This window comes from Bradyrhizobium sp. Mp27 (assembly GCF_029953005.1).
Taxonomy (GTDB): domain Bacteria; phylum Pseudomonadota; class Alphaproteobacteria; order Rhizobiales; family Xanthobacteraceae; genus Bradyrhizobium; species Bradyrhizobium barranii.
This window is the reverse complement of sequence record NZ_JASAUS010000036.1, coordinates 43,773-66,913: the sequence shown is the minus strand read 5'-3', so window position 1 is coordinate 66,913 and position 23,141 is coordinate 43,773. Positions and strand designations below refer to the sequence as shown.

General features: G+C 64.5%; 24 protein-coding genes. 12 read left to right on the top strand and 12 right to left on the bottom strand.

Going from position 1 to position 23,141, the window contains the following annotated elements; all coding sequences use genetic code 11:
* Positions 1 to 107: 107 nt before the first annotated feature.
* Positions 108 to 935, bottom strand: coding sequence for an enoyl-ACP reductase FabI (fabI, locus tag QJT78_RS19910; protein ID WP_028148205.1), 828 nt, complete (start codon positions 933 to 935; stop codon positions 108 to 110).
* A gap of 171 nt (positions 936 to 1,106) precedes the next feature.
* Between fabI and QJT78_RS19905 the strand changes: the two genes are divergently transcribed.
* Positions 1,107 to 1,595: a sigma-70 family RNA polymerase sigma factor gene (locus tag QJT78_RS19905; protein WP_014497222.1), complete on the top strand. Its 489-nt coding sequence runs from the start codon at positions 1,107 to 1,109 to the stop codon at positions 1,593 to 1,595.
* A gap of 106 nt (positions 1,596 to 1,701) precedes the next feature.
* Entirely contained in the window at positions 1,702 to 2,487 is a 786-nt protein-coding gene (locus tag QJT78_RS19900) for an anti-sigma factor (RefSeq protein ID WP_038953369.1), read from the top strand.
* A gap of 442 nt (positions 2,488 to 2,929) precedes the next feature.
* Here QJT78_RS19900 and QJT78_RS19895 read toward each other — a convergent pair whose 3' ends face one another.
* Positions 2,930 to 3,892, bottom strand: a complete 963-nt coding sequence (locus QJT78_RS19895; protein ID WP_028148207.1) for a J domain-containing protein — start codon at positions 3,890 to 3,892, stop codon at positions 2,930 to 2,932.
* Between the two features lie 108 nt (positions 3,893 to 4,000).
* Entirely contained in the window at positions 4,001 to 4,408 is a 408-nt protein-coding gene (locus QJT78_RS19890) for an RT0821/Lpp0805 family surface protein (RefSeq protein WP_028148208.1), read from the bottom strand.
* Positions 4,409 to 4,521: 113 nt separating this feature from the next.
* Between QJT78_RS19890 and pdxH the strand changes: the two genes are divergently transcribed.
* Genes pdxH through QJT78_RS19875 form a run of 3 tightly spaced genes read left to right on the top strand, consistent with a single transcriptional unit; the run spans position 4,522 to position 6,729 of the window.
* Positions 4,522 to 5,163 (top strand): pyridoxamine 5'-phosphate oxidase, encoded by a 642-nt coding sequence (gene pdxH, locus QJT78_RS19885; protein WP_028148209.1) that lies wholly within the window; start codon positions 4,522 to 4,524, stop codon positions 5,161 to 5,163.
* Positions 5,164 to 5,188: 25 nt separating this feature from the next.
* Positions 5,189 to 5,941: an SDR family oxidoreductase gene (locus tag QJT78_RS19880; RefSeq protein ID WP_028148210.1), complete on the top strand. Its 753-nt coding sequence runs from the start codon at positions 5,189 to 5,191 to the stop codon at positions 5,939 to 5,941.
* A gap of 17 nt (positions 5,942 to 5,958) precedes the next feature.
* Positions 5,959 to 6,729 carry a class I SAM-dependent methyltransferase gene (locus QJT78_RS19875; protein WP_028148211.1) on the top strand — a complete coding sequence of 257 codons (771 nt, stop codon included), beginning with the start codon at positions 5,959 to 5,961 and terminating at the stop codon, positions 6,727 to 6,729.
* Between the two features lie 85 nt (positions 6,730 to 6,814).
* Here the strand turns inward: QJT78_RS19875 and QJT78_RS19870 are convergent, their stop codons facing one another.
* Positions 6,815 to 7,033 carry a hypothetical protein gene (locus QJT78_RS19870; RefSeq protein ID WP_028148212.1) on the bottom strand — a complete coding sequence of 73 codons (219 nt, stop codon included), beginning with the start codon at positions 7,031 to 7,033 and terminating at the stop codon, positions 6,815 to 6,817.
* 186 nt (positions 7,034 to 7,219) lie between these two features.
* A complete protein-coding gene (locus tag QJT78_RS19865; RefSeq protein ID WP_014497229.1) occupies positions 7,220 to 8,197 on the bottom strand; it encodes a magnesium transporter CorA family protein in 978 nt (325 codons plus the stop codon).
* Between the two features lie 337 nt (positions 8,198 to 8,534).
* Between QJT78_RS19865 and QJT78_RS19860 the strand changes: the two genes are divergently transcribed.
* Positions 8,535 to 9,221 (top strand): L,D-transpeptidase, encoded by a 687-nt coding sequence (locus QJT78_RS19860; RefSeq protein WP_028148213.1) that lies wholly within the window; start codon positions 8,535 to 8,537, stop codon positions 9,219 to 9,221.
* A gap of 36 nt (positions 9,222 to 9,257) precedes the next feature.
* Here QJT78_RS19860 and QJT78_RS19855 read toward each other — a convergent pair whose 3' ends face one another.
* Complete coding sequence (locus tag QJT78_RS19855; RefSeq protein WP_028148214.1) at positions 9,258 to 10,367, bottom strand: extensin family protein; 1,110 nt, start codon at positions 10,365 to 10,367, stop codon at positions 9,258 to 9,260.
* A 64-nt stretch (positions 10,368 to 10,431) separates the two neighbouring features.
* Here QJT78_RS19855 and QJT78_RS19850 point away from each other — a divergent pair, with 64 nt between their 5' ends.
* Together QJT78_RS19850 and QJT78_RS19845 are read left to right on the top strand one after the other, a co-directional pair.
* Positions 10,432 to 12,060, top strand: coding sequence for a fatty-acid--CoA ligase (locus tag QJT78_RS19850; RefSeq protein ID WP_028148215.1), 1,629 nt, complete (start codon positions 10,432 to 10,434; stop codon positions 12,058 to 12,060).
* A gap of 287 nt (positions 12,061 to 12,347) precedes the next feature.
* Positions 12,348 to 13,202 carry a DUF1499 domain-containing protein gene (locus QJT78_RS19845; protein ID WP_028148216.1) on the top strand — a complete coding sequence of 285 codons (855 nt, stop codon included), beginning with the start codon at positions 12,348 to 12,350 and terminating at the stop codon, positions 13,200 to 13,202.
* Positions 13,203 to 13,255: 53 nt separating this feature from the next.
* On the opposite strand, the gene QJT78_RS19840 is transcribed toward QJT78_RS19845, so the two are convergent.
* The 4 genes from QJT78_RS19840 to QJT78_RS19825 form a co-directional block, all read right to left on the bottom strand.
* Complete coding sequence (locus QJT78_RS19840; protein ID WP_028148217.1) at positions 13,256 to 14,179, bottom strand: MBL fold metallo-hydrolase; 924 nt, start codon at positions 14,177 to 14,179, stop codon at positions 13,256 to 13,258.
* Positions 14,180 to 14,370: 191 nt separating this feature from the next.
* The gene (locus QJT78_RS19835; protein WP_028148218.1) at positions 14,371 to 15,585 is read right to left on the bottom strand and encodes an acyl-CoA dehydrogenase; all 1,215 of its coding nucleotides are present in this window, start codon (positions 15,583 to 15,585) and stop codon (positions 14,371 to 14,373) included.
* Between the two features lie 138 nt (positions 15,586 to 15,723).
* Positions 15,724 to 16,800 (bottom strand): 3,4-dihydroxy-2-butanone-4-phosphate synthase, encoded by a 1,077-nt coding sequence (gene ribB / locus QJT78_RS19830; protein ID WP_028148219.1) that lies wholly within the window; start codon positions 16,798 to 16,800, stop codon positions 15,724 to 15,726.
* Between the two features lie 190 nt (positions 16,801 to 16,990).
* Entirely contained in the window at positions 16,991 to 18,721 is a 1,731-nt protein-coding gene (locus QJT78_RS19825; RefSeq protein ID WP_038944390.1) for a cation:proton antiporter, read from the bottom strand.
* 67 nt (positions 18,722 to 18,788) lie between these two features.
* Here QJT78_RS19825 and QJT78_RS19820 point away from each other — a divergent pair, with 67 nt between their 5' ends.
* Both QJT78_RS19820 and QJT78_RS19815 read left to right on the top strand, forming a co-directional pair.
* Complete coding sequence (locus QJT78_RS19820) at positions 18,789 to 19,316, top strand: DUF3124 domain-containing protein (RefSeq protein WP_038944389.1); 528 nt, start codon at positions 18,789 to 18,791, stop codon at positions 19,314 to 19,316.
* A gap of 54 nt (positions 19,317 to 19,370) precedes the next feature.
* Positions 19,371 to 20,603, top strand: coding sequence for a PLP-dependent aminotransferase family protein (locus tag QJT78_RS19815; RefSeq protein WP_038953368.1), 1,233 nt, complete (start codon positions 19,371 to 19,373; stop codon positions 20,601 to 20,603).
* A gap of 8 nt (positions 20,604 to 20,611) precedes the next feature.
* Here the strand turns inward: QJT78_RS19815 and QJT78_RS19810 are convergent, their stop codons facing one another.
* Positions 20,612 to 20,884 carry a helix-turn-helix domain-containing protein gene (locus QJT78_RS19810; RefSeq protein WP_014497240.1) on the bottom strand — a complete coding sequence of 91 codons (273 nt, stop codon included), beginning with the start codon at positions 20,882 to 20,884 and terminating at the stop codon, positions 20,612 to 20,614.
* A gap of 156 nt (positions 20,885 to 21,040) precedes the next feature.
* On the opposite strand from QJT78_RS19810, the gene QJT78_RS19805 reads away from it, so the two are divergent.
* Positions 21,041 to 21,493 carry a hypothetical protein gene (locus QJT78_RS19805; protein WP_038944387.1) on the top strand — a complete coding sequence of 151 codons (453 nt, stop codon included), beginning with the start codon at positions 21,041 to 21,043 and terminating at the stop codon, positions 21,491 to 21,493.
* Between the two features lie 155 nt (positions 21,494 to 21,648).
* Positions 21,649 to 21,870 carry a hypothetical protein gene (locus QJT78_RS19800; RefSeq protein WP_028148224.1) on the top strand — a complete coding sequence of 74 codons (222 nt, stop codon included), beginning with the start codon at positions 21,649 to 21,651 and terminating at the stop codon, positions 21,868 to 21,870.
* A 214-nt stretch (positions 21,871 to 22,084) separates the two neighbouring features.
* On the opposite strand, the gene QJT78_RS19795 is transcribed toward QJT78_RS19800, so the two are convergent.
* Positions 22,085 to 22,903, bottom strand: coding sequence for an aldo/keto reductase (locus tag QJT78_RS19795; protein ID WP_028148225.1), 819 nt, complete (start codon positions 22,901 to 22,903; stop codon positions 22,085 to 22,087).
* Positions 22,904 to 23,141 lie beyond the last annotated feature (238 nt).

Here is a 23,141-nt window from a genome sequence, read left to right as displayed (position 1 = left end):
CAGCACGCCTCAAGCACCTTGCGATCTTTCCTCGAAAGGTGGACTTCTCTTGCTTCGGGTATCATCCCGACCTTGAATCACGACTCACGTTCCAAGAAAAGTGGGTACTAGTCCTTGCCGCCGAACGAGATGTCCGGCGCGTCCGGGCGCTTCATGCCGAGCACGTGATAGCCGGAATCGACGTGATGCACCTCGCCGGTGACGCCGCGCGCGAGATCGGAGAGGAAATACAGCGCGCTGCCGCCGACGTCTTCGATCGAGACGTTGCGCCGCATCGGCGCGTTGTTCTCGTTCCACTTCAGGATATAGCGGAAGTCGCCGATGCCGGATGCCGCGAGCGTCTTGATCGGGCCGGCCGAGATCGCGTTGACGCGGATGTTCTTCTCGCCGAGATCGGCCGCGAGATAGCGCACGCTGGCCTCCAACGCAGCCTTCGCCACGCCCATCACGTTGTAGTGCGGCATCCACTTCTCGGCGCCGTAATAGCTGAGCGTGATGAGCGAGCCGCCATCGGTCATCAGCTTCTCGGCGCGCTGTGCCACGGCGGTGAACGAATAGCAGGAGATCAGCATCGACTTGGAGAAATTCTCCGGCGTGGTGTCGACGTAGCGGCCGTCGAGCTGCTCACCGTAGGCGATCGCATGCACCAGGAAGTCGATCTTGCCCCACTTCTCCTTCAGCACTGCGAAGGCGGCGTCGATGGTCGCGGCATCGGTGACGTCGCAATGGCCGAGCACGAGGCCGCCGATCTCGGCGGCGAGCGGCTCGACGCGCTTCTTGAGCGCATCGCCCTGATAGGTGAAGGCGAGCTCGGCGCCGGCCGCGTGGCATGCCTTGGCGATGCCCCAGGCGATCGAGCGGTTGTTGGCAAGGCCGAGGATCACCCCGCGCTTGCCTTGCATCAGTCCTTGCATCAGACCTGAATCCTGCGACATTTTTGAGCGTCCCGTCGAGCTCTCGTTGAGGTCTGGAGGTACACCAGCCCTCCTTCGCGGTACAGTCCTAATACGCGGCGTTAACGCTGTTTCGAGCGCCGGAATAGCCGTTCCGTTCGGGTGTTATGATGCTTGAGGCGCTCGCGCCGGACACCAGGACGTCAAGACGGCATGAGTGCGTTTCGCCAGAGTGTGGAAGCCATGATCCCGGCGTTGCGCCGCTACGCCCGCGCGCTCACGCGCGACGCGGATGCGGCCGACGACCTGGTGCAGGATACGCTGGTGCGGGCGCTGCGTTCGGAGCGCCTGTTCCTCGGAGGCGATGTCAGGAGCTGGCTCTATACGATCCTGACCAACCTCAACAAGAACCGGCGGCGCTCGCTGGCAAGACGCCCGCAATTCACGCAGCTGACGGAGAACAATCCGGATGCCAGCGGGACCGAGGCCGAAGGGCGCGACATCGAGAAGGCGCTGGCGACGCTGGTCGAGGAGCAGCGCTCGGTGCTTCTGCTGGTGATGCTGGAGGGCATGAGCTACCGCGAGGTCGCCGACATCCAGGGCGTGCCGATCGGCACCGTGATGTCGCGCCTGGCGCGGGCGAGAGCCCACGTCAAGGCCTCGCTGGAAGGTGAGCGCCCGGCGCTCAAGCGGGTGAAGTGATGGCAGTGTTGATACATCGCGCAGGTCGCTTCGCCTGCATGGAGCGGGAAGCAGCGCAGTTGGACAGCGAAAGACATTTTGGGCCGCAGAGCCAGAGACGATCGATATGAACGACCATAATATTCCCATTACCGAAGACGAGCTGCACGCCTATGTCGACGGCGAGCTGCCGGCCGAGCGCCGCGCCGACGTCGAGGCCTGGCTTGCCGCACACCCTGACGATGCCGGACGCGTGCAGTCCTGGCGCGCCATGGCCGAGATGCTGCACGCGCGTTACGACTCTGTCGTCCAGGAGCCGGTGCCGGCCCGGCTGGAGCTCGAGCGGCTGGAGCTCGAGCGGCTGGAGCGCCGTCCCCGACAATGGTTCTATGCCGCCGCGGCGGCTGTGCTGGTCGCCTTCGTGGCCGGCGGCACCGCCGGCTGGGTAGCGCATGGCGCCGCCAACGCCCCCTCGACCTTCCAAAGCTTTACGGCGGACGCGCTCGACGCCCACCGCCTCTATGTCGTCGAGGTTCGCCACCCGGTCGAGGTCGGCGGCAACGAGCGCGACCATCTCCAGGCCTGGCTGACCAGGCGCTGCGGCTGGACCGTGTTCGCGCCGAACCTGGAGGCGAGCGGGTTGAAGCTCGTCGGCGGCCGGCTCTTGCCGGGGCCGAACGGTCCGGCGTCGTTCCTGATGTATGAGGGCGCCTCGGGCGAGCGGTACACGATCTACACCGCCAAGACCGAGACCGGCGCGACTCAGATGCGCTACGCCAAAGCCGACAAGGACGGCGCGCTGTTCTGGGCCGAGCGCGGCGTCGGCTACGTCGTCAGCGGCGGCAGCGATCGCGATCGCCTGACCAAGGTCGCGCAGGCGGTCTACGACCAAGCCGAGAAAAACGGTACCTGAGCAACCGCTTGAAGGCGGTGCCTCGATTCCGACATTGAAAATTTGGAATCAAGACATGGGTGCGTCTCATTATCGCACCGGATGCTCACGAGAAAATGAGTAGCGTTCGATCCGCCGATCGACGCGGGCGGCCTCGATTGGGGTTTTTGGTACCGCGCTGGTCCCCCTCTCGAGGCCGCACCTATTATCGACTGCCCCGCCGGGCAGCCGACACGTCGAACCACATGGGCCGAGAGGCGCTCTCACGCCTTAGGCATATGACGAGCATCATCTGTCGAGAGATGCTCTGGACCGTTGGGAGAACCCCCTTCAGTTGCGACTTCGCCCTAAAGCGCGATGGCTCGCGCTTCAGCAATTTTCTCTGCGCATGATCTTTTCGGAAAGCGGCTGAACGCCTCATGAACGCCTCGCGCTCACGCGGCCCTCCGGTCCGGATCATGCTTTAGCCAAGCCCGCTACGTGGATTGTAGGGGTGTTGGTCCCGCCACTTCTCCATCAATGCCTCAAGCTCGGCGTCGTTCCCGTCCGGTAGCATAATCCTGATGGTGACGAAGAGATCCCCGGTTCCGCCAGTTTTTGGCAATCCCTTACCCTTGAGGCGGAAAGTCCGGCCGCTGGAGGTGTTTTTCGGGACCGACAGTTCCACGGCATTGCCGAGGGTCGGCACGCGGACCTTGCCGCCGAGCACCGCCTCGTAGAGCGTGACCGGCAGGTCGATCCTGAGGTCGGCACCCTCGATCTTGAAGAACGGGTGCGGCGCGATGCTGATCGTGATCAGGAGATCGCCCGGCGGATGGCCCTGAGCGCTCTCGCCCTGCCCCCGCAACCGGATCTGCTGGCCCTCGGTGACGCCGGCCGGAATCTTGACGTTGAGCTCCTTGCCCGTCGGCAGCCGGACGCGCTTCTCGCCACCCTTGACCGATTCTTCCAGCGAGACGGACATGGCGACATTGACGTCGAGATCGAGGCCGATCCCGCCGGTGTCGAATTCGAACTGCCCGGCGCCGCCGGCCCCGGGCCGCGCACCACGCGCCCCGCCGAACATGCTGTTGAGGATGTCCTCGAACGCGCCGCCGCCCTGGCCAGGGCCCGCGCCGCCACTGCGGAACGTATAACTTTCGAACCCGCCGGGACCCGCACGGCCGCGCGGCCCGCCGCCGCCCGGAAAACCCTGGAAGCGCGGCTTGCCGTCGGCGTCGATCTCGCCGCGGTCGAACTGCTTGCGCTTGTCCTCGTCGCCGATGATCTCGTTCGCCGAATTGATCTCGGAGAAGCGCTCGGCGGCCTTGGGGTCATCCTTGTTGCTGTCGGGATGGTGCTTCTTGGCAAGCTTGCGATAGGCGCTCTTGATCGCGGCAGCGTTGGCGCTCCGCGGCACCCCCAAGACCTCATAGGGGTCGCGCATCCGTCACGTCTCCTTCAAGAAATCGAATTGTTCAAAGGGCTCCCCGCCCCATCTGCTGGTCATGTGGGAGGCGAGTGGCATTTTTGCAACTAGCCGCAGAGCCGATTCCTAGCTCCGCCACGGCTTTAGCGTATGAATCTCCCAACGGCCACGGCTGCTTTGGCAGCCGGCGCCCTGGAGCCAGCTTTCGGTGCTGCCATTGACGTAGCTCGCCAGGAAGTCCCGGCACTTGCGGCCGTCCTCGGCGGCGTAGGACTGCGCGATCGGCGTCACCGAGCCACGCGCTCCGGTTTCCGGATTCTCCCAGTGCTGGCTGGAATCCTTGTCGCCCTTGCTCAGCACGTCGGAGGCGGCGTTACGGGCGAAGGCGAGATCGGTGTCGGTCGGCGGGGCGTCCTTTGCCGGCCGCGCGATCGAGCCGGTCAGGTCGCGGTCGTCGGCCTTGGCATAGGCGCTGGTGTCGTTGCGGGAAAAGCTGCAGCCGCCGGAGCCGAGCCCGATCAGAATCATTGTCATGACAAAGCCGGACGGCCGGATCGCCGATAGGCCAACGCGTCCCCATGCCCTATATAGGGCGGTAGCGGACAACAACGCGTTTTGGGCCGCGGGACGCAATTCGGACTCCGGACATGACCGACACGACCTCGATGAAACACCAGACACCCTTAACATCCGGTGATTTCACCGCCGCCGACGAGCCAGTTGCGCTGTTCGAGGCCTGGCTGAACGAGGCGATCAAGAGCGAGCCGAACGATCCGAACGCCATGGCGCTCGCAACCGTCGATCCCGACGGGCTGCCAGACGTGCGCATGGTGCTGATGAAGGGCTTCGACACCGACGGTTTCGTCTTCTACAGCCACATCGCGAGCCAGAAGGGCCGCGAACTCGCCGCAAATCCTAAGGCGGCGTTACTTTTTCACTGGAAGTCGCTGCGCCGTCAGGTCCGCATCCGCGGCAACGTGACGCCGGTGACCGACGCCGAGGCCGATGCCTACTTCGCCACCCGCCCCAAGCAGGCGCAGATCGGCGCCTGGGCGAGCAAGCAGTCCGAGGCACTGGAAAGCCGCTTCGCCTTCGAACAAGCCATCGCCAAAGTCGCAGCCAAGCACATCATCGGCGAGGTGCCGCGGCCGCCGGGCTGGAGCGGCTGGCGCATCGCGCCCTCGCGTATCGAGTTCTGGCACGACCGCCCGTTCCGCCTGCACGACCGTATCGAATTTCGCCGTGACGCGGCCGGCCAGCCATGGTCCAAGACGCGGATGTATCCCTGAGCTTAGGCCGACCTGAAAGATGTCCATGCCGCATTCGTCCAATGCGCCGCGCCGCACGCTGCTCCTGACCGGAGCGAGCCGCGGCATCGGCCACGCCACCGTGATCCGCTTCTCGTCGGCGGGCTGGCGCGTCATCACCTGCTCGCGGCATCCCTTCCCCGAGGACTGTCCGTGGGACGCCGGGCCCGAGGATCACATCCAGGTCGACCTCGGCAACCCCCACGACACCGCGCGCGCGATCACCGACATCCGCAACCGGCTCGAAGGCGGCATGCTGCATGCGCTCGTCAACAATGCCGCGATCTCGCCGAAGGGTCCGGGCGGCTCGCGGCTTGGCTCGGTCGACACCGACCTCGACACCTGGACGCACGTCTTCCACGTCAATTTCTTCGCGCCGATCATGATCGCGCGGGGATTGATCGAGGAGTTGAAGGCGGCCAGGGGCTCGGTCGTGAACGTCACCTCGATCGCGGGCTCGCGCGTGCATCCGTTTGCGGGCGCCGCCTATGCCACATCGAAAGCCGCGCTTGCATCCCTGACGCGCGAAATGGCCTCCGATTTCGGCCGCGTCGGCGTCCGCGTCAACGCGATCGCGCCGGGCGAGATCGACACCTCGATCCTGTCGCCGGGCACCGAGAAGATCGTCGACCAGCAGATCCCGATGCACCGGCTCGGCACGCCGGACGAGGTCGCCAAGATCATCTACGTGCTGTGCACGGACACCAGTTCCTACGTCAACGGCGCCGAGATCCACATCAACGGCGGCCAGCACGTGTAAGGCCAGGCGGGCGAAGCATGGGCCGGTTCGCGAGCACTGCGTCACTCTACGAGCATTTGCGGCCGCCCTACCCGAGCGAATTCTTTCGCAGCGTCGCGCACAAGCTTGGTCTCACCAAACAGAGCAGCCTGATAGACCTCGGCACCGGACCCGGACTCCTGGCGCTCGGCTTCGGCCCCTATGTCGGCCGCGTTGTCGGCGTCGATCCCGAGCCCGAGATGATCGAGGCGGCACGACGCGCCGCAGCGGGCGCAGGGCGCGATATCACGCTGATCGAAGGCAAGGCCGAAACGCTTGCTTCCGACATCGGCAGCTTCGATGTCGTGACGATCGGGCGCGCCCTGCATTGGATGGATCGCGACCTGACGCTTGCACTGCTCGACCGGCTGGTCGCGCACGACGGCGCAATTGCCATCTGCGCCTCATTCTCGGCCACCGACGGCCGCAACCCGTGGCTTGACGGCTACAATGAAGCGCGCCGCCGATGGTCACCGGCCAAGCTGTGGGAGGAGGCCGGTCGGGGCACGCGGACTCACCGCGACCTCCCGGCATACTTTCGCGATAGTTCGTTTCAGCCCGCTGAACTCGTCTCAATCGAGACCAGCCATCTGGTCGGCCTGCACGATCTGGCGGAACGCACGCTCACCTACTCGTCGTCATCGCCGGACGCGCTTGGCGAAAATGCCGACGAGATGCTGCGCGATGTCGGGCAGCATCTCGCTGCCTTCAGTCGCGACGGCGCCATCGCCGAGACCGTCGTCTCGACGGCCCAGATCGTGAAGCGCTAGATGATTTTCCCGCGCGAAGGGCGGGAAGCAAGGCGATCCAGACAACGCCGCCGCAGGACCTGGATCGCCTTTACCCTTCCGTTCCTCAATCGACTCGAATCCGACGCGACCGATCGCGCAGCCGCGGAGCGGCCGTGCTGAACGCAGTCGAGCAGTCGTCGTCGTTCTCACCGTCGAGCAGCGGAGCACCACAGTGCCGGCACATGCGTGCCGACATCGACGACGCCTTGCCGCTCGCCAGGACCTGACGATAATTCGCCAGATCGATGACGTTGCGGGGCGACGTTATGTGTTTTTCAACCATGGCTGTTCCTCGCGGCTAACATGCTGCTTATCGCAGACAAGTTTCGCGCAAACGTTCAGCCCACTGCTCAAATTTTACCGGAGGAATTGGGGCGGCGGGCACACATCACCGCGTGGCCTCAATCCCGCTCTATTCTGCGACACCAACCACCGTGTCTCGTTGAACGGCGTAAGGTCTCGGTAGGTATCAAAGCCACTTCTTCCACTTGAAGAGCCAGTACGGGACGATCGCGGCGGCGAGCATCATCACCAGCGCCATCGGATAGCCGTGGACCCATTCGAGTTCCGGCATCGCCTTGAAATTCATGCCGTAGATCGAGGCGATCAGCGTCGGCGGCATCAGGACAACGGCCATGACCGAAAACAGCTTGATGATGTTGTTCTGCTCGAGATTGACGACGCCGAGCATGGCGTCGAGCACGAAGGTGATCTTGCTGGAGAGATAAGAGGCGTGGTCGGTCAGCGAGGCGACGTCGCGCTGCATGGTCTTGAGCTGCTCGCGCATGTCCTTCGACCATTTCACGCCCTCCACCACCGCGGAGAGGAAGGTGACGACGCGGCCGATCGACACCAGGCTTTCGCGAACCTTCGAGGTCAGATCGCCCTTGCGGCCGATCGAGATCAGGATCTGGGAATATTGCTTGGCGTGGCCGTGGCGCTCGCTCTCGGGCTCGAAGATGTCGTGCGAGACCTGGTCGATCTCGGCGCCGCAGCGCTCCAGGATGTCGGCGCAGCGGTCGATCACGGCGTCCAGCAGTTCCATCAGCACCATTTCGCCGGTGATCGCGGGCGCGCAGAACCGGGCCAGCTTGGCCTCGACCAGCGCAAACGGCTTGGGCTGGTCGTAGCGCACCGTCACCAGGCGATGGTCGCCGAGAATGAAGGTCACAGCCGTGGTCCTGGGCATATCGGTGTCGGACTGGCACATCAGCGTCGCCGTCATGTAGCGCGCGCTGTTCTCGATATAGAGCCGGCTGGAGATCTCGATCTCCTGCATGTCCTCCCGGGTCGGGATCGCAATGCCCGAGAGCCGCTCCACCGCCTTGTCCTCAGCCGCGGTCGGGTTGACCAGGTCGATCCACACGGCGTGCTCGGGAACCGCCGCGAGGTCCTCGACGACCGCTTTCTTGAGGGAGGAGTCGGAGGGAACGAACACAGAAAACATGCACAACTCCAGCAGGGGCCTGCGACAGACTGACAGCCCTTAGCGCGATTCTGACAAGTTCAAGATGACAAGCACATTAACGGGGCGTTTGCATTTGTGGCGGCGCCGTGGCCCAACCGTGGCACGGAATCGACAGTCGGGCGTCCTTTGCCCAAAAACCAGCGCAGGAGTGCAAAACTTGCGGCAAAAAAGCCACAGCTCGGCTCTTGCAGCGCGGGAAAAGGTCCGTAACGCTGGAATTGTGGCAGATTTCAACGATAATAGGGCCCAACGGAGTCGTGGTTTGGGCGCGTCTCAAGCCCCGCGAAAGCTTGTTGTTGTCGATTGGAACCAAAACATGTCGTCGCTGAAAGTTATGCTGGGTATTTTGGCCGCTGGCCTGATGCTGTCGGGCTGCATGCAGGCCACACATTTTGAAGCGACCGACACCAAGGCCTTCAAGCCGAAGGACAAGGAACTCCTCGCCAAGGTCCGGTACGAGAACACCCCGGTCGCCGAGCCGTTCCGCCGCGCCATCGTCGATTACCACCGCAAGGAATCGCCGGGCTCGATCGTGGTCGATTCCGACAACCACTACCTCTACTGGGTGTTGGATGGCGGCAAGGCGATCCGCTACGGCATCACCGTCGGCGAAGAAGCCATGGCCTGGTCGGGCATTGCCAAGGTTGGCAGCATGACCGAGTGGCCGGCCTGGCATCCGACCCCGGGCGAGATTTCGCGACTGGGCGTGCCGACCTACGTTGCACCGGGTCCGGACAATCCGATGGGCTCCCGCGCGATGTATCTCTACTCCGGCGGCAAGGACACGCTGTTCCGCATTCACGGCACCAACCAGCCGGAATATATCGGCGCCTCGATCTCGTCGGGCTGCATCCGCCTGACCAACGAGGATGCCATCGACCTCTACAACCGCGTCAAGGTCGGCACCATTGTCGTGGTGCTCGAGCCGAAGCACGGCGACTCGCCCTACAATTCGCGCCTCGCGCTCGGCGGCAGCCAGACGGGCCAGGCGGGCAGCTACTGATCGCTTCCTGCTCTCGGACATTCAAAAGCGCCGGTTTTACCGGCGCTTTTTTGTTGCCGGCTTGTGCGGCCCGGCTTTGCTGCCATCGGCGGCCAACTTGTCCGCAGCCGCAGGGGATTTCTGCGCCGCCTCGTCATCAACTCCATCCTTAGCGCCATCCTTGGCTCCATCCTTGGCCTCAGGCCTGGCCGCGACCTCGCGCGGCGGCGCCTCCTCGGGCCGTTCCGCCGGCAGCAACGGGGCGACCTGCGGCAGGGGATCCCAGACGTTCCACTGACAAATCCGGTAGTCATTGCGCCGCTGCGCGAGGTCGAGATGGATGTGGTCCTCGTGATACCAGTCCGAGCCCGGACCGAGCACGGTGGAAAAGCGCGCGCAGACCGAATGCAGCACGCGCTCGCGCACATCGCGCGGCATGCTGCGGTCGGTCAGGCCGATCGACCGCCCGTTGGCGAGCTTGATGGCGCGGACGTCGAGCGCGTTGGCCTTGCCGTGCTCGGACAGCAGCGCGCCGGCGATGCGGTTACGGCCTCGGCATTCGAAGCTGTCGAAATTGTCGAGGTCGCTGATGGTCGAGCCGAGGCTCGCCGCCAGCGGCACCATGTCCTTGCGCACCCAATCGGCGATCGCGGAGGCCATGGTGCAGCGGAGGATCGCCGCCGGCTTGACCGCCACCTTGCGCTTGTCCGGCAGCACGATCGCCTCCAGCCGCACCAGATCCTCGCCGCCGCAGGCGCCGGGGCCGCGGATATCGGGAATGGACGGCGCGACTGCGATCTCCTCGGTCAGCGCCAACCGGCAGGCCGAGAGCTGCTTCTCGGGCGGCGGCGCGGGCTCGGCGGGCTTGTTGGCACCGGGCTTGTCTGCGGAAGGCTTCCCCTCTGCCTCCGGCGCGGCCTCGTCCGTTGCTTGGGGGGCCTCCTCCGGGCGAGGCTTTGGTAGCGGTATCCTGGCGGAGTGCACCTTCGCACGTGGCCGTGGCGTCCCGAGGCCAAAGATATCCAGCGGCGCAGCATATTTTCGCGCTTCTGCCCGCTCCGCCAGTACAAGCGACAGCCCGAGCGCAGCGGTAACCATTGCCGCGCCCACGGACATATAGCCGCGACAAGACCATTTGCGGCGAAAGTCCGGCAGGCTAAAACTCATGACAATTCTTTGGCCCAGCGCTGAGAGCTATAAAAAGTCCAGCCCACCTCGGAGGAATGTCTGAATGCTTGGTTTGATGCAAGATTGGCCCCTGCTCTGCCACCGGATCATCGAACACGCCGCCAAGATTCATGGCAAGCAGGAGGTCGTTACGCGATCGGTCGAGGGACCGATCCATCGCACCACCTACGGCGAAATCCACAAGCGGGCGCTCAAGGTCTCGCAGGTGCTGGAGCGAGACGGCATCAAGCTCGGCGACCGTGTCGCAACGATCGCCTGGAACACCTGGCGCCATCTCGAGGTCTGGTACGGCATCATGGGGATCGGCGCCATCTGCCATACCGTCAATCCCCGCCTTTTCCCCGAGCAGATCGCCTGGATCATCAACCATGCGCAGGACCGCATCGTGATGACCGACCTCACCTTCGTTCCGGTCCTGGAGAAGATCGCCGACAAGCTGCCAAGCGTGGAGCGCTACGTCGTGCTCACCGACAAGGCGCATTTGCCTGAGACCACGCTGAAGAATGTGGTCGCCTACGAGGACTGGATCGCGGAGGCCGACGGCAAGTTCGAATGGAAGGACTTTGACGAGAACACGGCCGCCGCGATGTGCTACACATCCGGCACAACGGGCGATCCGAAGGGTGTTCTGTATTCGCATCGCTCCAACGTGCTGCACGCGCTGATGGCAAACAATGTCGATGCGCTCGGCACCAGCGCGTCCGAGACGATGCTGCCGGTGGTGCCGCTGTTCCATGCCAATAGCTGGGGCATCGCCTTCTCGGCTCCCTCGCAGGGCACCAAGCTGGTCATGCCGGGCGCCAAGCTCGACGGCGCCTCCGTCTACGAGCTACTCTCGACCGAGAAGGTGACGCACACGGCCGGCGTGCCCACGGTGTGGCTGATGCTGCTGCAGCACATGGCCGCCAACAATCTGAAGCTGCCCGACCTGAAGATGGTGATCTGCGGCGGCTCGGCGATGCCGCGCTCGATGATCAAGGCCTTCCTCGACATGGGCTCGAACGTGCGCCACGCCTGGGGCATGACCGAGATGAGCCCGATCGGCAGCGTCGCGGCGCTGAAGCCGCCGTTCCAGAATGCGACCGGTGAGGCGCGGCTCGACGTGCTGCAGATGCAGGGCTATGCGCCCTTTGCGGTGGAGATGAAGATCACCGACGACGCCGGCAAGGAGCTGCCCTGGGACGGCAAGACCTTCGGTCGTCTCAAGGTCTCCGGCCCCGCCGTTGCCAAGGCCTATTACCGCGTCGACAGCAACATCCTCGACGAGGAGGGCTTCTTCGACACCGGTGACGTCGCGACCATCGACGAGGCCGGCTACATGCGGATCACCGACCGCTCCAAGGACGTGATCAAGTCCGGCGGCGAGTGGATCTCCTCGATCGACCTCGAAAACCTCGCGGTCGGCCATCCCGCCGTGGCAGAGGCCGCCGTGATCGGCATCTATCATCCCAAATGGGACGAGCGGCCGCTGCTGATCGTGCAGCTCAAGCAGGGCCAGCAGGCCAGCCGCGAGGACATCCTGAAGTTCATGGACGGCAAGATCGCCAAATGGTGGATGCCTGACGACGTCGCCTTCGTCGAGGGCATTCCGCACACCGCGACCGGCAAGATCCTGAAGACCGCACTGCGCGACCAGTTCAAGGATTACCGCTTCCCGAACGCGGCGGCGTAACCCTCGGTACCGCCCTCCCCTGGAGGGCGTGAGCGCTCGACGCATTGAAGCCTCCACGTCATGGCCGGGCTTGTCCCGGTCATCCACGCCTTGCCCCGCGGCACGGAGAACGTGGATGCCCAGGCATAGGCGAGCGGAAGCGACGCCGTCCTTCGGACGGCTATGCCCGGACATGACGGTCGGGGCGCATGCGGAACCCTTGAATTTGCCCCCGGGCCGTGGTCTCAACGGCCCATCGTCGCGCCAAATCGGCCGACATCGCCCAAACTCCGGCAGAGCTTCACCCGATGGCCCGCAGGTTTTCCGCTCCCTATCAGTCGGAGCCCGTGTCCAGCCTCGCGAGCTGGGCGCGCAATCTGGCCGTGTTCGCGGTGGTGGCGGTGGTGGTCTCGATCATCATCGTCCGCTTCGACTTCCTGGAGATGAAGCCGGCGCTGATGACGTTCTTCGGCGGGCTCGCGATCGCCGGCCTCTCGATCCTGTTTGGGCTCGCGGGCTTTGCCGCGATCTGGCAGAACGGCTCGCGCGGCATGGGGCGCATCCTGCTCGCCTTCCTCATCAACGGCGCGATCCTCGCTTATCCCGCTTATCTCGCCCTGCAATACCGCAAGCTGCCGCCGATCTACGACATCACCACCAACCCGATCGACCCGCCGCGCTTCGACGCGCTCGCGCATCTGCGCACCGGCGATGGCACCAACACCGCGGTCTATGCCGGCCTCTATTCGGCCGAGCAGCAGCGCCAGTTCTACCCGGACATCGAGCCGATCGAGCTGGAGATCCCAGTCGATCGGGCCTATGCGATCGCGCGCCAGCTCGTCATCAAGCGCAAATGGCTCGTCATCGACGAGCGCGAGCCGCAGCCGCCGCGGCGTATCGGCCGCATCGAGGCGGTGGCACGGACGCCGATCATGGGGTTCCGCGAGGACATCTCGATCCGGGTCGTGCCCGACGGTGACGATTCCCGCGTCGATATCCGCTCGGCGTCGCGCTATTTCGACAGTGATCTCGGCAGCAACGCCGCGCGCGTCAAAAAATTCATCGACGATCTCAACACCGCCGCCGATGCCGACGCGCTGAAACCGGTGAAGAAGACGCCGGTCGCGCCGCCGAAGGCACCGGCGAAGACGGTGAAGAAGTAGCCCCGCTGTCATTCCAGGACGATGCGCAGCATCCAGCCCGGAATGACGAAAAGCTAGGCCCCCGCCATTCGATACGTTCCACCGATCACGGGATCGCCGTCCGTCGTCACCATTCCGCGCGCGACCAGATCTTCCAGATGCGCCAGGACGGAATAGCCGGCGGCCGTCGTCAGCCTGGGATCGATGCCGATATAGATCGCGCGCACCATGGTCGGGATATCGGCCTCGCCCTTGGCCAGGCGATGCAGGATCGAGGCCTCGCGCGCCTTGCGGTGGCGGATCAGGAAGCGCACGAAGCGCTGGCCGTCCGGGATCTCCGGGCCGTGGCCGGAGAAATACAGATCCTCCTCGCGCGCGGCGAGGCGGTCGAGCGACTCCATGTAGTCGATCATCGAGCCGTCGGGCGGCGCCACGATCGAGGTCGACCAGCCCATCACGTGATCGCCGACGAAGTTGAATTTCCGTTCGGGCCAGGCGAAGGCGAGATGATTGGCGGTGTGGCCGGGCGTCGCCACGGCCTCCAGACGCCAGCCGGCACCCTCGACGACGTCGCCATGGGCGATCCTGATATCGGGCGCGAAATCGCGGTCCGCGCCGGACTCCGGATTGTGTTTCTCGCTCTCGAAGCGCGGTCGCGAGGCACGGTGCGGGCCCTCGGCATAGACAGGCGCGCCGGTCGCCTGCTTGATCCGCGCGGTGTTCGGCGAATGGTCGCGATGGGTGTGGGTGACGAAGATATGGCTCACTGTCTCGCCGCTGACGGCATCGAGCAGCGCCGCTGCATGCGCCTCGTCGTTCGGGCCGGGATCGATGATCGCGACGTTGCCTTGGCCTACGATGTAGCTGACCGTGCCGGTGAAGGTAAACGGGCTCGGATTGTTACAGAGCAGGCGCCGCACGCCGGGACGAACTTCCTCGACGACACCGGCTTTGAGCGGAAAGTTGCGGTTGAACGGGATGTCGTCGTTGTCGGACATGGGACTTCCTGTGCACTGCAGCCCCAACCCTCGCCGTCATACCCCGCGAAAGCGGGGTATCCAGTACGCCGCGGCGCCTGAGGCGAAGGCGAGGTCTCTGGGATACCTGGATCGCCCGCTCTAGTGCGCAATTGCGCACAGGGCGGGCGATGACAGCGGAGCAAACTAGCCGCGGCCGAAGAACGCTGCGACTAGAAAAACGCCTGGATGCCCGTGATCGCACGTCCCAGGATCAGGGCGTGGACGTCGTGAGTCCCCTCGTAGGTGTTGACGGTCTCGAGGTTATGGACGTGGCGCATCACGTGGTACTCGGCCGAGATGCCGTTGCCGCCGTGCATGTCGCGCGCGACGCGGGCGATATCGAGGGCCTTGCCGCAATTGTTGCGCTTCATGATCGAGATCATCTCGGGGGCAAACTTGCCCTCGTCCATCAGACGGCCGACGCGAAGCGAACCCTGGAGGCCCAGTGCGATCTCGGTTTCCATGTCCGCCAGCTTCTTCTGCACGAGCTGGGTCGCAGCGAGCGGCTTGCCGAACTGCTTGCGGTCGAGCGTGTACTGGCGGGCGCGGTGCATGCAGTCCTCGGCGGCGCCGAGCGCGCCCCAGGAGATGCCGTAGCGGGCACGGTTGAGGCATCCGAACGGGCCCTTGAGGCCGGAGACGTTGGGCAGCAGCGCGTCCTCGGGAACCACGACGCCGTCCATCACGACCTCACCGGTGATCGAGGCGCGCAGGGACAGCTTGCCGCCGATCTTCGGCGCGGAGAGGCCCTTCATGCCCTTTTCCAGCACGAAGCCGCGGATCTGGTTGTCGTGCTCGGCCGACTTGGCCCAGACCACGAACACGTCGGCGATCGGCGCGTTCGAGATCCACATCTTGCTGCCGGTCAGGCGATAGCCGTCCGAGACCTTCTCGGCGCGGGTCTTCATGCCGGCCGGATCGGAGCCGGCGTCGGGCTCGGTGAGACCGAAGCAGCCGACCCACTCGCCGCTGGCGAGCTTCGGCAGGTACTTCTTGCGCTGGTTCTCGTCGCCATAGGCGTAGATCGGGTACATCACCAGCGAGGACTGCACCGAGTTCATCGAGCGATAGCCGGAATCGACCCGCTCGATCTCGCGCGCGACCAGGCCGTAGGCGACGTAGCTCGCATTGGCACAGCCATATTCCTCAGGCAGCGTAATGCCGATCAGGCCGAGCTCGCCCATCTCGTTGAAGATCTCGCGGTCGGTCTTCTCCTCGAGATAGGCTTTGGTGACGCGCGGCAGCAGCTTGTCCTGAGCATAGGCGCGCGCGGTGTCGCGCACCATGCGCTCGTCTTCGGTGAGCTGCTCGTCGAGCAGGAACGGATCGTCCCATTGGAAAGAAGCCGCAGCCGGCTTGTCCTTGGTCTGAGGGCGCACGCTCATGAAACGTCCTTTCGTCTGGTTCCGTCAAAATTTGCCCGACAAAGTAAAGCGCCGCGGCAACAAGTGCAATTGCGTTACAGATGGATGGCTCTGCGTGAACCCCGGGGATGCGCAGCGCCCCCCTCCGGGATGACAGCGCTAGCTTTCAAGCTGCTCGTTGGCGACGATCTCGATGCCGAAGCCTGACAGGCCCTTGTAGTCGTGCACCGATGAGGTGAGGTGGCGGATCGAGGTGACGCCGAGATCGCGCAGGATCTGCGCGCCGACACCGACCTCGCGCCACTGGCGGTTGCGGTCCGCCTCGCTCGCGCTCTCATCGGGCAGCGGGGCAACGGGGACACCGGCGGCGCCGTCGCGCAGGTAAACCAAGACGCCACGGCCGGACTTCTTGAAGTGTTCGAGCACCGCCGCCATGCGCTTGTGGCCAGTGAAGATGTCCTTGACGATGTTGGGCTTGTGGAAGCGCGTCAGCACGTTCTTGCCGTCGCCGACGCCGTTATAGACGAACGCGACGTGGGCGATGGAATCGAACGGCGAGCGGTAGGCATAGCCCTGAAGCGGCCCGATCGGGCTGTCAGTGACGAAGGTCGAGACCCGCTCGATCAGCTTCTCGCGCACCTGGCGATAGGCGATCATGTCGGCGATGGTGACGTGCTTGAGCTTGTGCTGGGCCGCGAAGCGGGCGACCTGCTCGCCCTTCATCACGCTGCCGTCGTCGTTCATGAGTTCGCTGATGACGCCGACCGGCGGCAGGCCGGAGAGCTTGCAGAGGTCCACCGCAGCCTCGGTATGGCCGGAGCGCAGCAGCACGCCGCCGTCCTTGGCAATCAGCGGGAAGATGTGGCCGGGACGGGCGAAATCGTTGGCGCCGACATTGGGATTGGACAACGCGCGGCAGCACGAGGCGCGCTCTTCGGCCGAGATGCCGGTGCCGCCGTCGGGCTTGTAGTCGATCGAGACCGTGAATGCGGTGGTGTGCGCGGAATCGTTGTGGGCCACCATCGGATCGAGCCGGAGGCGGCGCGCGTCCTCGGTGGTCACGGGCGCGCAGACGATGCCGGAGGTATGGCGGATGATGAACGCCATCTTCTCGGCGGTGCAGAGCGAGGCGGCGACGATCAGATCGCCCTCGCCCTCGCGATCCTCGTCGTCGGTGACGACCACGAGCTCACCCCGGGCAAAGGCCTGCAAGACTTCCTGAACGTTATCGGGCATTTCCCAATCTCTATCGGTTATGGCCGGGAGGCTTAGCCGGACGCCTTAGCCGGACTTGGCCCCAAGCGCTAGTGTCCTGGACGCAACCGCATATGCCTGATGGCGGGCCGGCCCGCGGGTCTAAGGCTTGCACCGAAGATACCAGGGATATAGGCGCACACGGCCCGGACGGAAAGCGGCCGCGCCGCCTTCAGGGCAGCACTTCGCGCCGCTCGCCGAGCCGGACATCGAGCTCGGCCCGCTTGTCGGCCAGCAGGCCGGCCTGGGCCGCTTCGATCACGGTAAACAGCTCATGAGCGTCGCTGAGCCGGGTCACCGTGACGTAGCTGGCGCCGGCCGCGTAGAGCTCGCCCACATCCGACAAGAGATCGGCCGTGGCGACGATCATGGCGGTCGGGTTGAGGGTACGGACGTGGCGGACCAGTTTCTCGTTGCTGGCGCCCTTGAGAAGGGCGTCCGGCACGCTGAGAATGATCATCTCGGACTTGCCGACGCCGGCATGGAGCAGCGTGTCGGCGCTGCTGATGTCGCCATAGATCACGTGCAGGCCGCGCGACAGCAACGTCTTGTACACATTGGGATTGAAGTCGATCACGGTAATCTGCTCGAGCAGCACCGGCGCCTGCCGTTCGATCTCGGCCAACAGCGCGCTCGCCGCACGGAAAAAGCCGAGGATGACGATGCGGCGGGCCTCGCCATGGCCGCCCTCGTCCCCCTCCTCGGCATGTCCGTTGCCATGGTCGAGGTCACGCAAGCCGATCCGCTTCAGGGGGCCGATCGCCCAGCGGGTGATCTCGTCGCTGCGGGTCATCACGAAGGTCGAGAGCACCGCCAGCACCACGAAGGCAAAGGAGGCTGCGTTCGCCGTTTCGGCCGCGATGTGATGGTCGGCGACGCCGGTCTGGATCACCACCAGCGAGAACTCGGAGATTTGCGCGAGATTAAGGGCCGGCAGCAGGCTGGCGCGCAGGCCCTGCTTCATCAGGTAGAGCGGGGCGAAGGTGGTGGCGAGGCGGCTCACCACCGTGAACGCCGCGATCATCAAGGCAAGCCCGATCACGGAGAGGCCCGGTACGGGAATGGTCATGCCGAGCGCGACAAAGAACAGCGTGATGAAGAAGTCGCGGAGCGTGGTGACCTTGGCGGTGACGTCGAGGGCGTAAGGGAAGGTCGACAGCGAAACGCCGGCGATCAACGCACCCATCTCGCGCGAGAGTGAGAGCCGCTCCGCGGTCTCGGCGACGAGGAAGCACCAGGCAAGCGCGCCAAGGAGGATCAGCTCGGGGCGGCGGGCAATCTGATGGAATAGGCGCGGCAGCACGTAGCGGCTGACCAGCAGCGCGGCGGCGACCAGCACCGCGACGCGGCCGATCGACAGCAGGATGACGCTGACCTCGAGATTGGCGAGACTCGGCTGCACTGCCAGGAACAGGATGGCGAAGATGTCCTGGAGCACCAGGACGCCGAGCGTGATGCGACCGGGCAGCGTGTCGAGCTCGCGCTTCTCGTAGAGCACCTTGACGATGATCACGGTGCTCGATAGCGCGCAGGCGACGCAGAGATAGATCGCATCGAAATGCCCACCGCCGAGCGACAGGCCGATGCCGACGAAGAACAGCACCCCGAGCACGCAGCCGCCGATGAGCTGGCCGCCCGCCGCGAACAGGATCACCTTTCCCGCCCGCACGATCTTCTTCAGGTCGATCTCGAGCCCGATCATGAACAGCATGAAGATCAGGCCGAGCTCGGAGATGACGCTGATCGATTCCTGCGATTTGACCCAGCCGGCACCGAATGGACCTATGCAGAAGCCGGCGATAAGGTAGGCCAGGATCAGCGGCTGCCGGGAGAAATGGGCGAGCAGGCCCAGCATCCAGGCAAACAGAATACAGAGAGTGATGTCGCGAATGAGTTCGTGCATACCAAATTGGTCCGTTTTGCCGCACCCTAGGGCCAGGTTGCGGCGCGGCAAGCGAGCAATTCGTCACATGCGAGAAGGGCTTTTCGCAGCAATGCTGCTATGTCCCCTCGCCTGTGCCGCGCCCGCAGCCGCGCAATCCAAGGTCAATATCGAACAAAACTTTGCCGATTCGCTCACCACACTGCCGAAGGAGGAACTCGCCGTCTCCGGCGGGTTCTATGTGCCCGCCTATTCCAGCGTCGCGATGAGCCAGGGCAAACTACGTGTCGACTTCTCGGTGACGCTGAGCGTTCACAACGCCTCCGAGACCCAGCCGCTGGTGGTCAAACGCATCGCCTATTTCGACACCGCAGGCAAGCAGGTCGAGACCTACCTGAAGGGTCAGGTGGCGCTGAAGCCTCTGGCCACCGTCTCGATCTTCATTCCAACCGACGACGTGCGCGGGGGGACCGGGGCCAACTTCCTTGTGGACTGGGCCGCAACAGGCGAGATCGCCGAGCCCGTGGTCGAGGCCTTGATGGTTGGCGGCGTCGCCAATGCGCATTACGCTTTCATCAGCCAGGGCCGTCCGACGAGGACGGCCGGCAAGAAGTAAGGCAGGCCGGCGCAAGGCCGGCCGCTCAACAAGAACAAAACGAGGAACGCTCCCATGACGTCCAGCTTCGATTTCGCGCCCCTGTTTCCCGCAGGGCTGCCGGCCCCTTCCGCGCGCTGGACGGGCCTCGCCAAGTACAGTTTCGTCGGCGGCAACAACGACTCCGAGCAGTTGCCGCTCGACGGCCTGATCGAGGCGACCAATTCCGCCTTGCAAAAGGAAGGCCGCTCGCTTGCCACTTACGGGCTGGCGCACGGACCGCAGGGCTACCTGCCCTTGCGCGAATTCCTGGTGACAAAACTGAAGCGCGACGCCGGCATCAACTGCACGGTCGACGATCTCCTGATCGTCTCCGGCTCGCTCCAGGCGCTCGACCTCGTCAACGCGACGCTGCTGACGCGCGGCGATACCGTGATCTTCGAGCAGGACAGCTATCAGGGCTCGTTGACCCGCCTGGCGCGGCTCGGGGTCAACGTCGTCGGCATCCCCCTCGACAAGGACGGCATGCGCATGGACGTGCTGGCCTCGACGCTGGCCGATTTGAAGAGCCGCGGCATCCGGCCGAAATACATCTACACCATCCCGACCGTGCAGAACCCGACCGGCAGCATCATGCCGGAGAGCCGCCGCGCTGAACTGGTGCGGCTCGCGGCCGAATATGGCGTGCCCATCTTCGAGGACGACTGCTACGCCGATCTCGTCTGGTCGGGGCAGCGGCCACCGGCGATCCACGCGATGAGCCCGAATGGCGGCGTGATCCATATCGGCTCGTTCTCGAAATCGATCGCACCGGCGCTGCGCGTCGGCTTCATCGTCGCGCCCTGGGATGTGATGTCGCGGATGCTTGCGCTGAAGACGGATGCAGGCTCCGGCGCGCTGGAGCAGATGGTGCTGGCCGCCTATTGCAAGCCGCATTTCTCGACCCACGTGCCGGCGCTGACGAAGGCGCTGCGCACCAAGCTCGATACGCTAATGGAGGCGCTGAACGAGCAGTTCGGGACGGCGGCCGAGTTCGAGGAGCCCAAGGGCGGCATCTTCCTGTGGGTGAAGCTGCCCGGCCAGGTCGATACGCTAAAACTCTATCAGGCCGCGCTCGCCGCCGGCGTGTCGATCAATCCGGGGCCCGAATGGTCGACCAACAAGCCCCATTCCAGCTCGCGGCTCAGGCTGTGCTTTGCGAGCCCCTCGCATCAGCAGATCCGCGAGGGCGTCGCCGTGCTGGCCGAGGTCTGCCGCAAGGAGTTCGGCGTGCCGGCCCGCAGCGCAAACGTGGAGAAGCGGGCCTAAGGCTCGCTCTAGGCCACCTGAGGCTGGCTGCCGTGGATCGCGGAGGCCAGCCGCAGCAGCAGGACGATCGAGACGTTGCCCTTGCCGGCCTCGATCTGGGCGATGTAGCGCTCGGAAATCCCGGAGCGGCGGGCCAGCTCCCGGCGCGACAGCTCGCACCGCGCGCGCGAGGACCTCAAGCGCTCGCCCAGCTCGGCCAGGAACGCGGTCTCGGAATAAGGCGGCACGGCACAGCTCCCCGGCAGTACCTCGCCCGCGAAATCCACGACTTGATTCAGCATCGCTCTCACCAACTTCGCCTTCGGGAGCGCCATCCTACCCTTGATACGACCGGCCTCATTGACGCGGATCAAATTCGTGAGTGATTGCCGGCTCGCGTGGACGATCGCGCGCGGGATGCTACACTTGGACTTGTTCGAGGCGGGGTTTTTCAGGACATGACGCGTTGTCTAGGCCGCTGGATCGCGGCGGCGATGCTGTGGATTGCGTTCGCGCCAGCGGCCGGCGCCGAGACGCTTGCGGCGACGGTCGAGCAATGGGGCCTGCTCGGCTCATGGGCGGTCGATTGCGCGGCGCGGCCGGACCGCGACAAGGGCTCGCTGTTGACTTACGAGATCAGGAAGGACGGCCGTGTGATGTACCGGCGCGATTTCGGCGGGGCCAGGGACGAGAACGAAGTGGTGTCCGCCACGGTCGAAGCCGAGGGCCTGCTCAATGTGATGGTTTACTTCCCCTCGCTGCACCAGGCGCGTGAATTCGGGCTGCTGCTGGCGAAGGATGGCAGCCTGCGCGCGATCTACAATCGCAGCGAGCGCGGGGTATACACGATCAGGGACGGCAAATACGTCGCGACAGGCGCGCCGACACCAGCGCAGCAACGCTGCGATTGACCATCACGTTTGAGCATGATCGTTCGGAACACTGCTTCACGCTTTTTTCCGGATCATGCTCTGTCTGAACATCCATTCAGAATTCTCTTCCAGTTTCTCCGGAACGTTCGCACACATGCGCCGTTCTCATGTGCATTGAATTGGAGGAGGACATCATGAAGAAGCTTGGTTATGTGGTTGCGGCTCTCGGCGCGCTCGCGATCGTTGCACCGACGATGGCGAATGCCGAAACGGTGGTGATCAAGAACGGCTACCACCATGGCTACGGCGCCCGCGCCGAAATGCGCGAGCATCGCGACCTTGGCTGGCATCGCGGCTGGCACCATCGCGACCGGGTCGTCGTCGTCAAGCGCGGTCACCATCACCATTGGGATTGATGCGTAACACATCATGGAGATGGCCCCTCGCGGGGCCATTTCTTTGCGTTCTTTCTTCCTTCTCCCCTTGTGGGAGAAGGTGGCGCGAAGCGCCGGATGAGGGGTATCTCTCCACAAAATCACAAGAGTCATGCGCGGAGAGATACCCCTCACCCGTCTCGCCGCTATCGCGGCGAGCCACCCTCTCCCACAAGGGGAGAGGGTGAAGAGCTAACTAATCCCACACCGGCGCAAAGCCTGGATTGACGCAACGCCTGTCCTTGGGCAACGCCGCGATCTTCTTGCGGTCGGCATCGTCGAGCGTGATCTTCAGCGCATCGAGATTGGCCTGCTGGCTTTCGCGGCGCGAGGCCTTCGGGATCGCAGCGACACCGTTCTGGTCGAGCAGCCATTTCAGCGCGACCTGCGCGGCGGTCGCATTGTGCTTGGCGCCGATCTCGGCCAGCGCCGGATCTGACGCGATGCGTCCTTGCGCGAGCGGGCAATAGGCGACCAGCGGGATCGACCTGGCGTTGAGATAGGCCAGCACCTTCGATTGATCGAGCATGGCGTGACATTCGATCTGGTTGCAGGCGATCGGCGCCTTGATGTCCTCGACCGCGATCTTGAGCAGCGCCGTGGTGAAATTAGCAACGCCGATCGCCCGCGTACGTCCCTCCTCCTTCAGCTTCATCAGGGTCTCGAACACCGCGCCCCAGTTCGCGGATTTCGACGGCCAGTGCACGAGGTAGAGATCGACATGGTCGAGCCGGAGCTTGGTCAGGCTGGCGTCGAAGGCGCGGCGGATCGCATCGGGGGTGAGATTCTCGTGCCAGACCTTGGTCGTGACATGAAGCTCGCCGCGCGGCAGCCGGGCCGCAGCGAGCGCCGCACCGATCGGTTCTTCATTGGCGTACATCTCGGCAGTGTCGATGTGGCGATAGCCGATCGACAGCGCGCTCTCGACCGCCGCGCGGCAAGCATCGCCCTGCATGCGGAAGGTACCGAGGCCGAGCTTGGGCATGCTGATGCCCTGTGTCTTCAGATTATCCATGAGCTAACTCCTGACGTATTTCAGCCGCCGAACACGCGGTGGGGCCGCAAGGGCAGACTCTTCGGTGATGGAAAAAGAGGTGGCGGGAATGGAGACTATAGCGCAGGAGACGCGAGGCGGCCAATCAAGATCGGGTTAGTGCTGGGATGCGCGATCGCCCCACCGTCATGCCCGGGCATAGCCGTCCGAAGGACGGCGTCGCTTCCGCTCGCCTATGCCCGGGCATCCACGTTCTCAG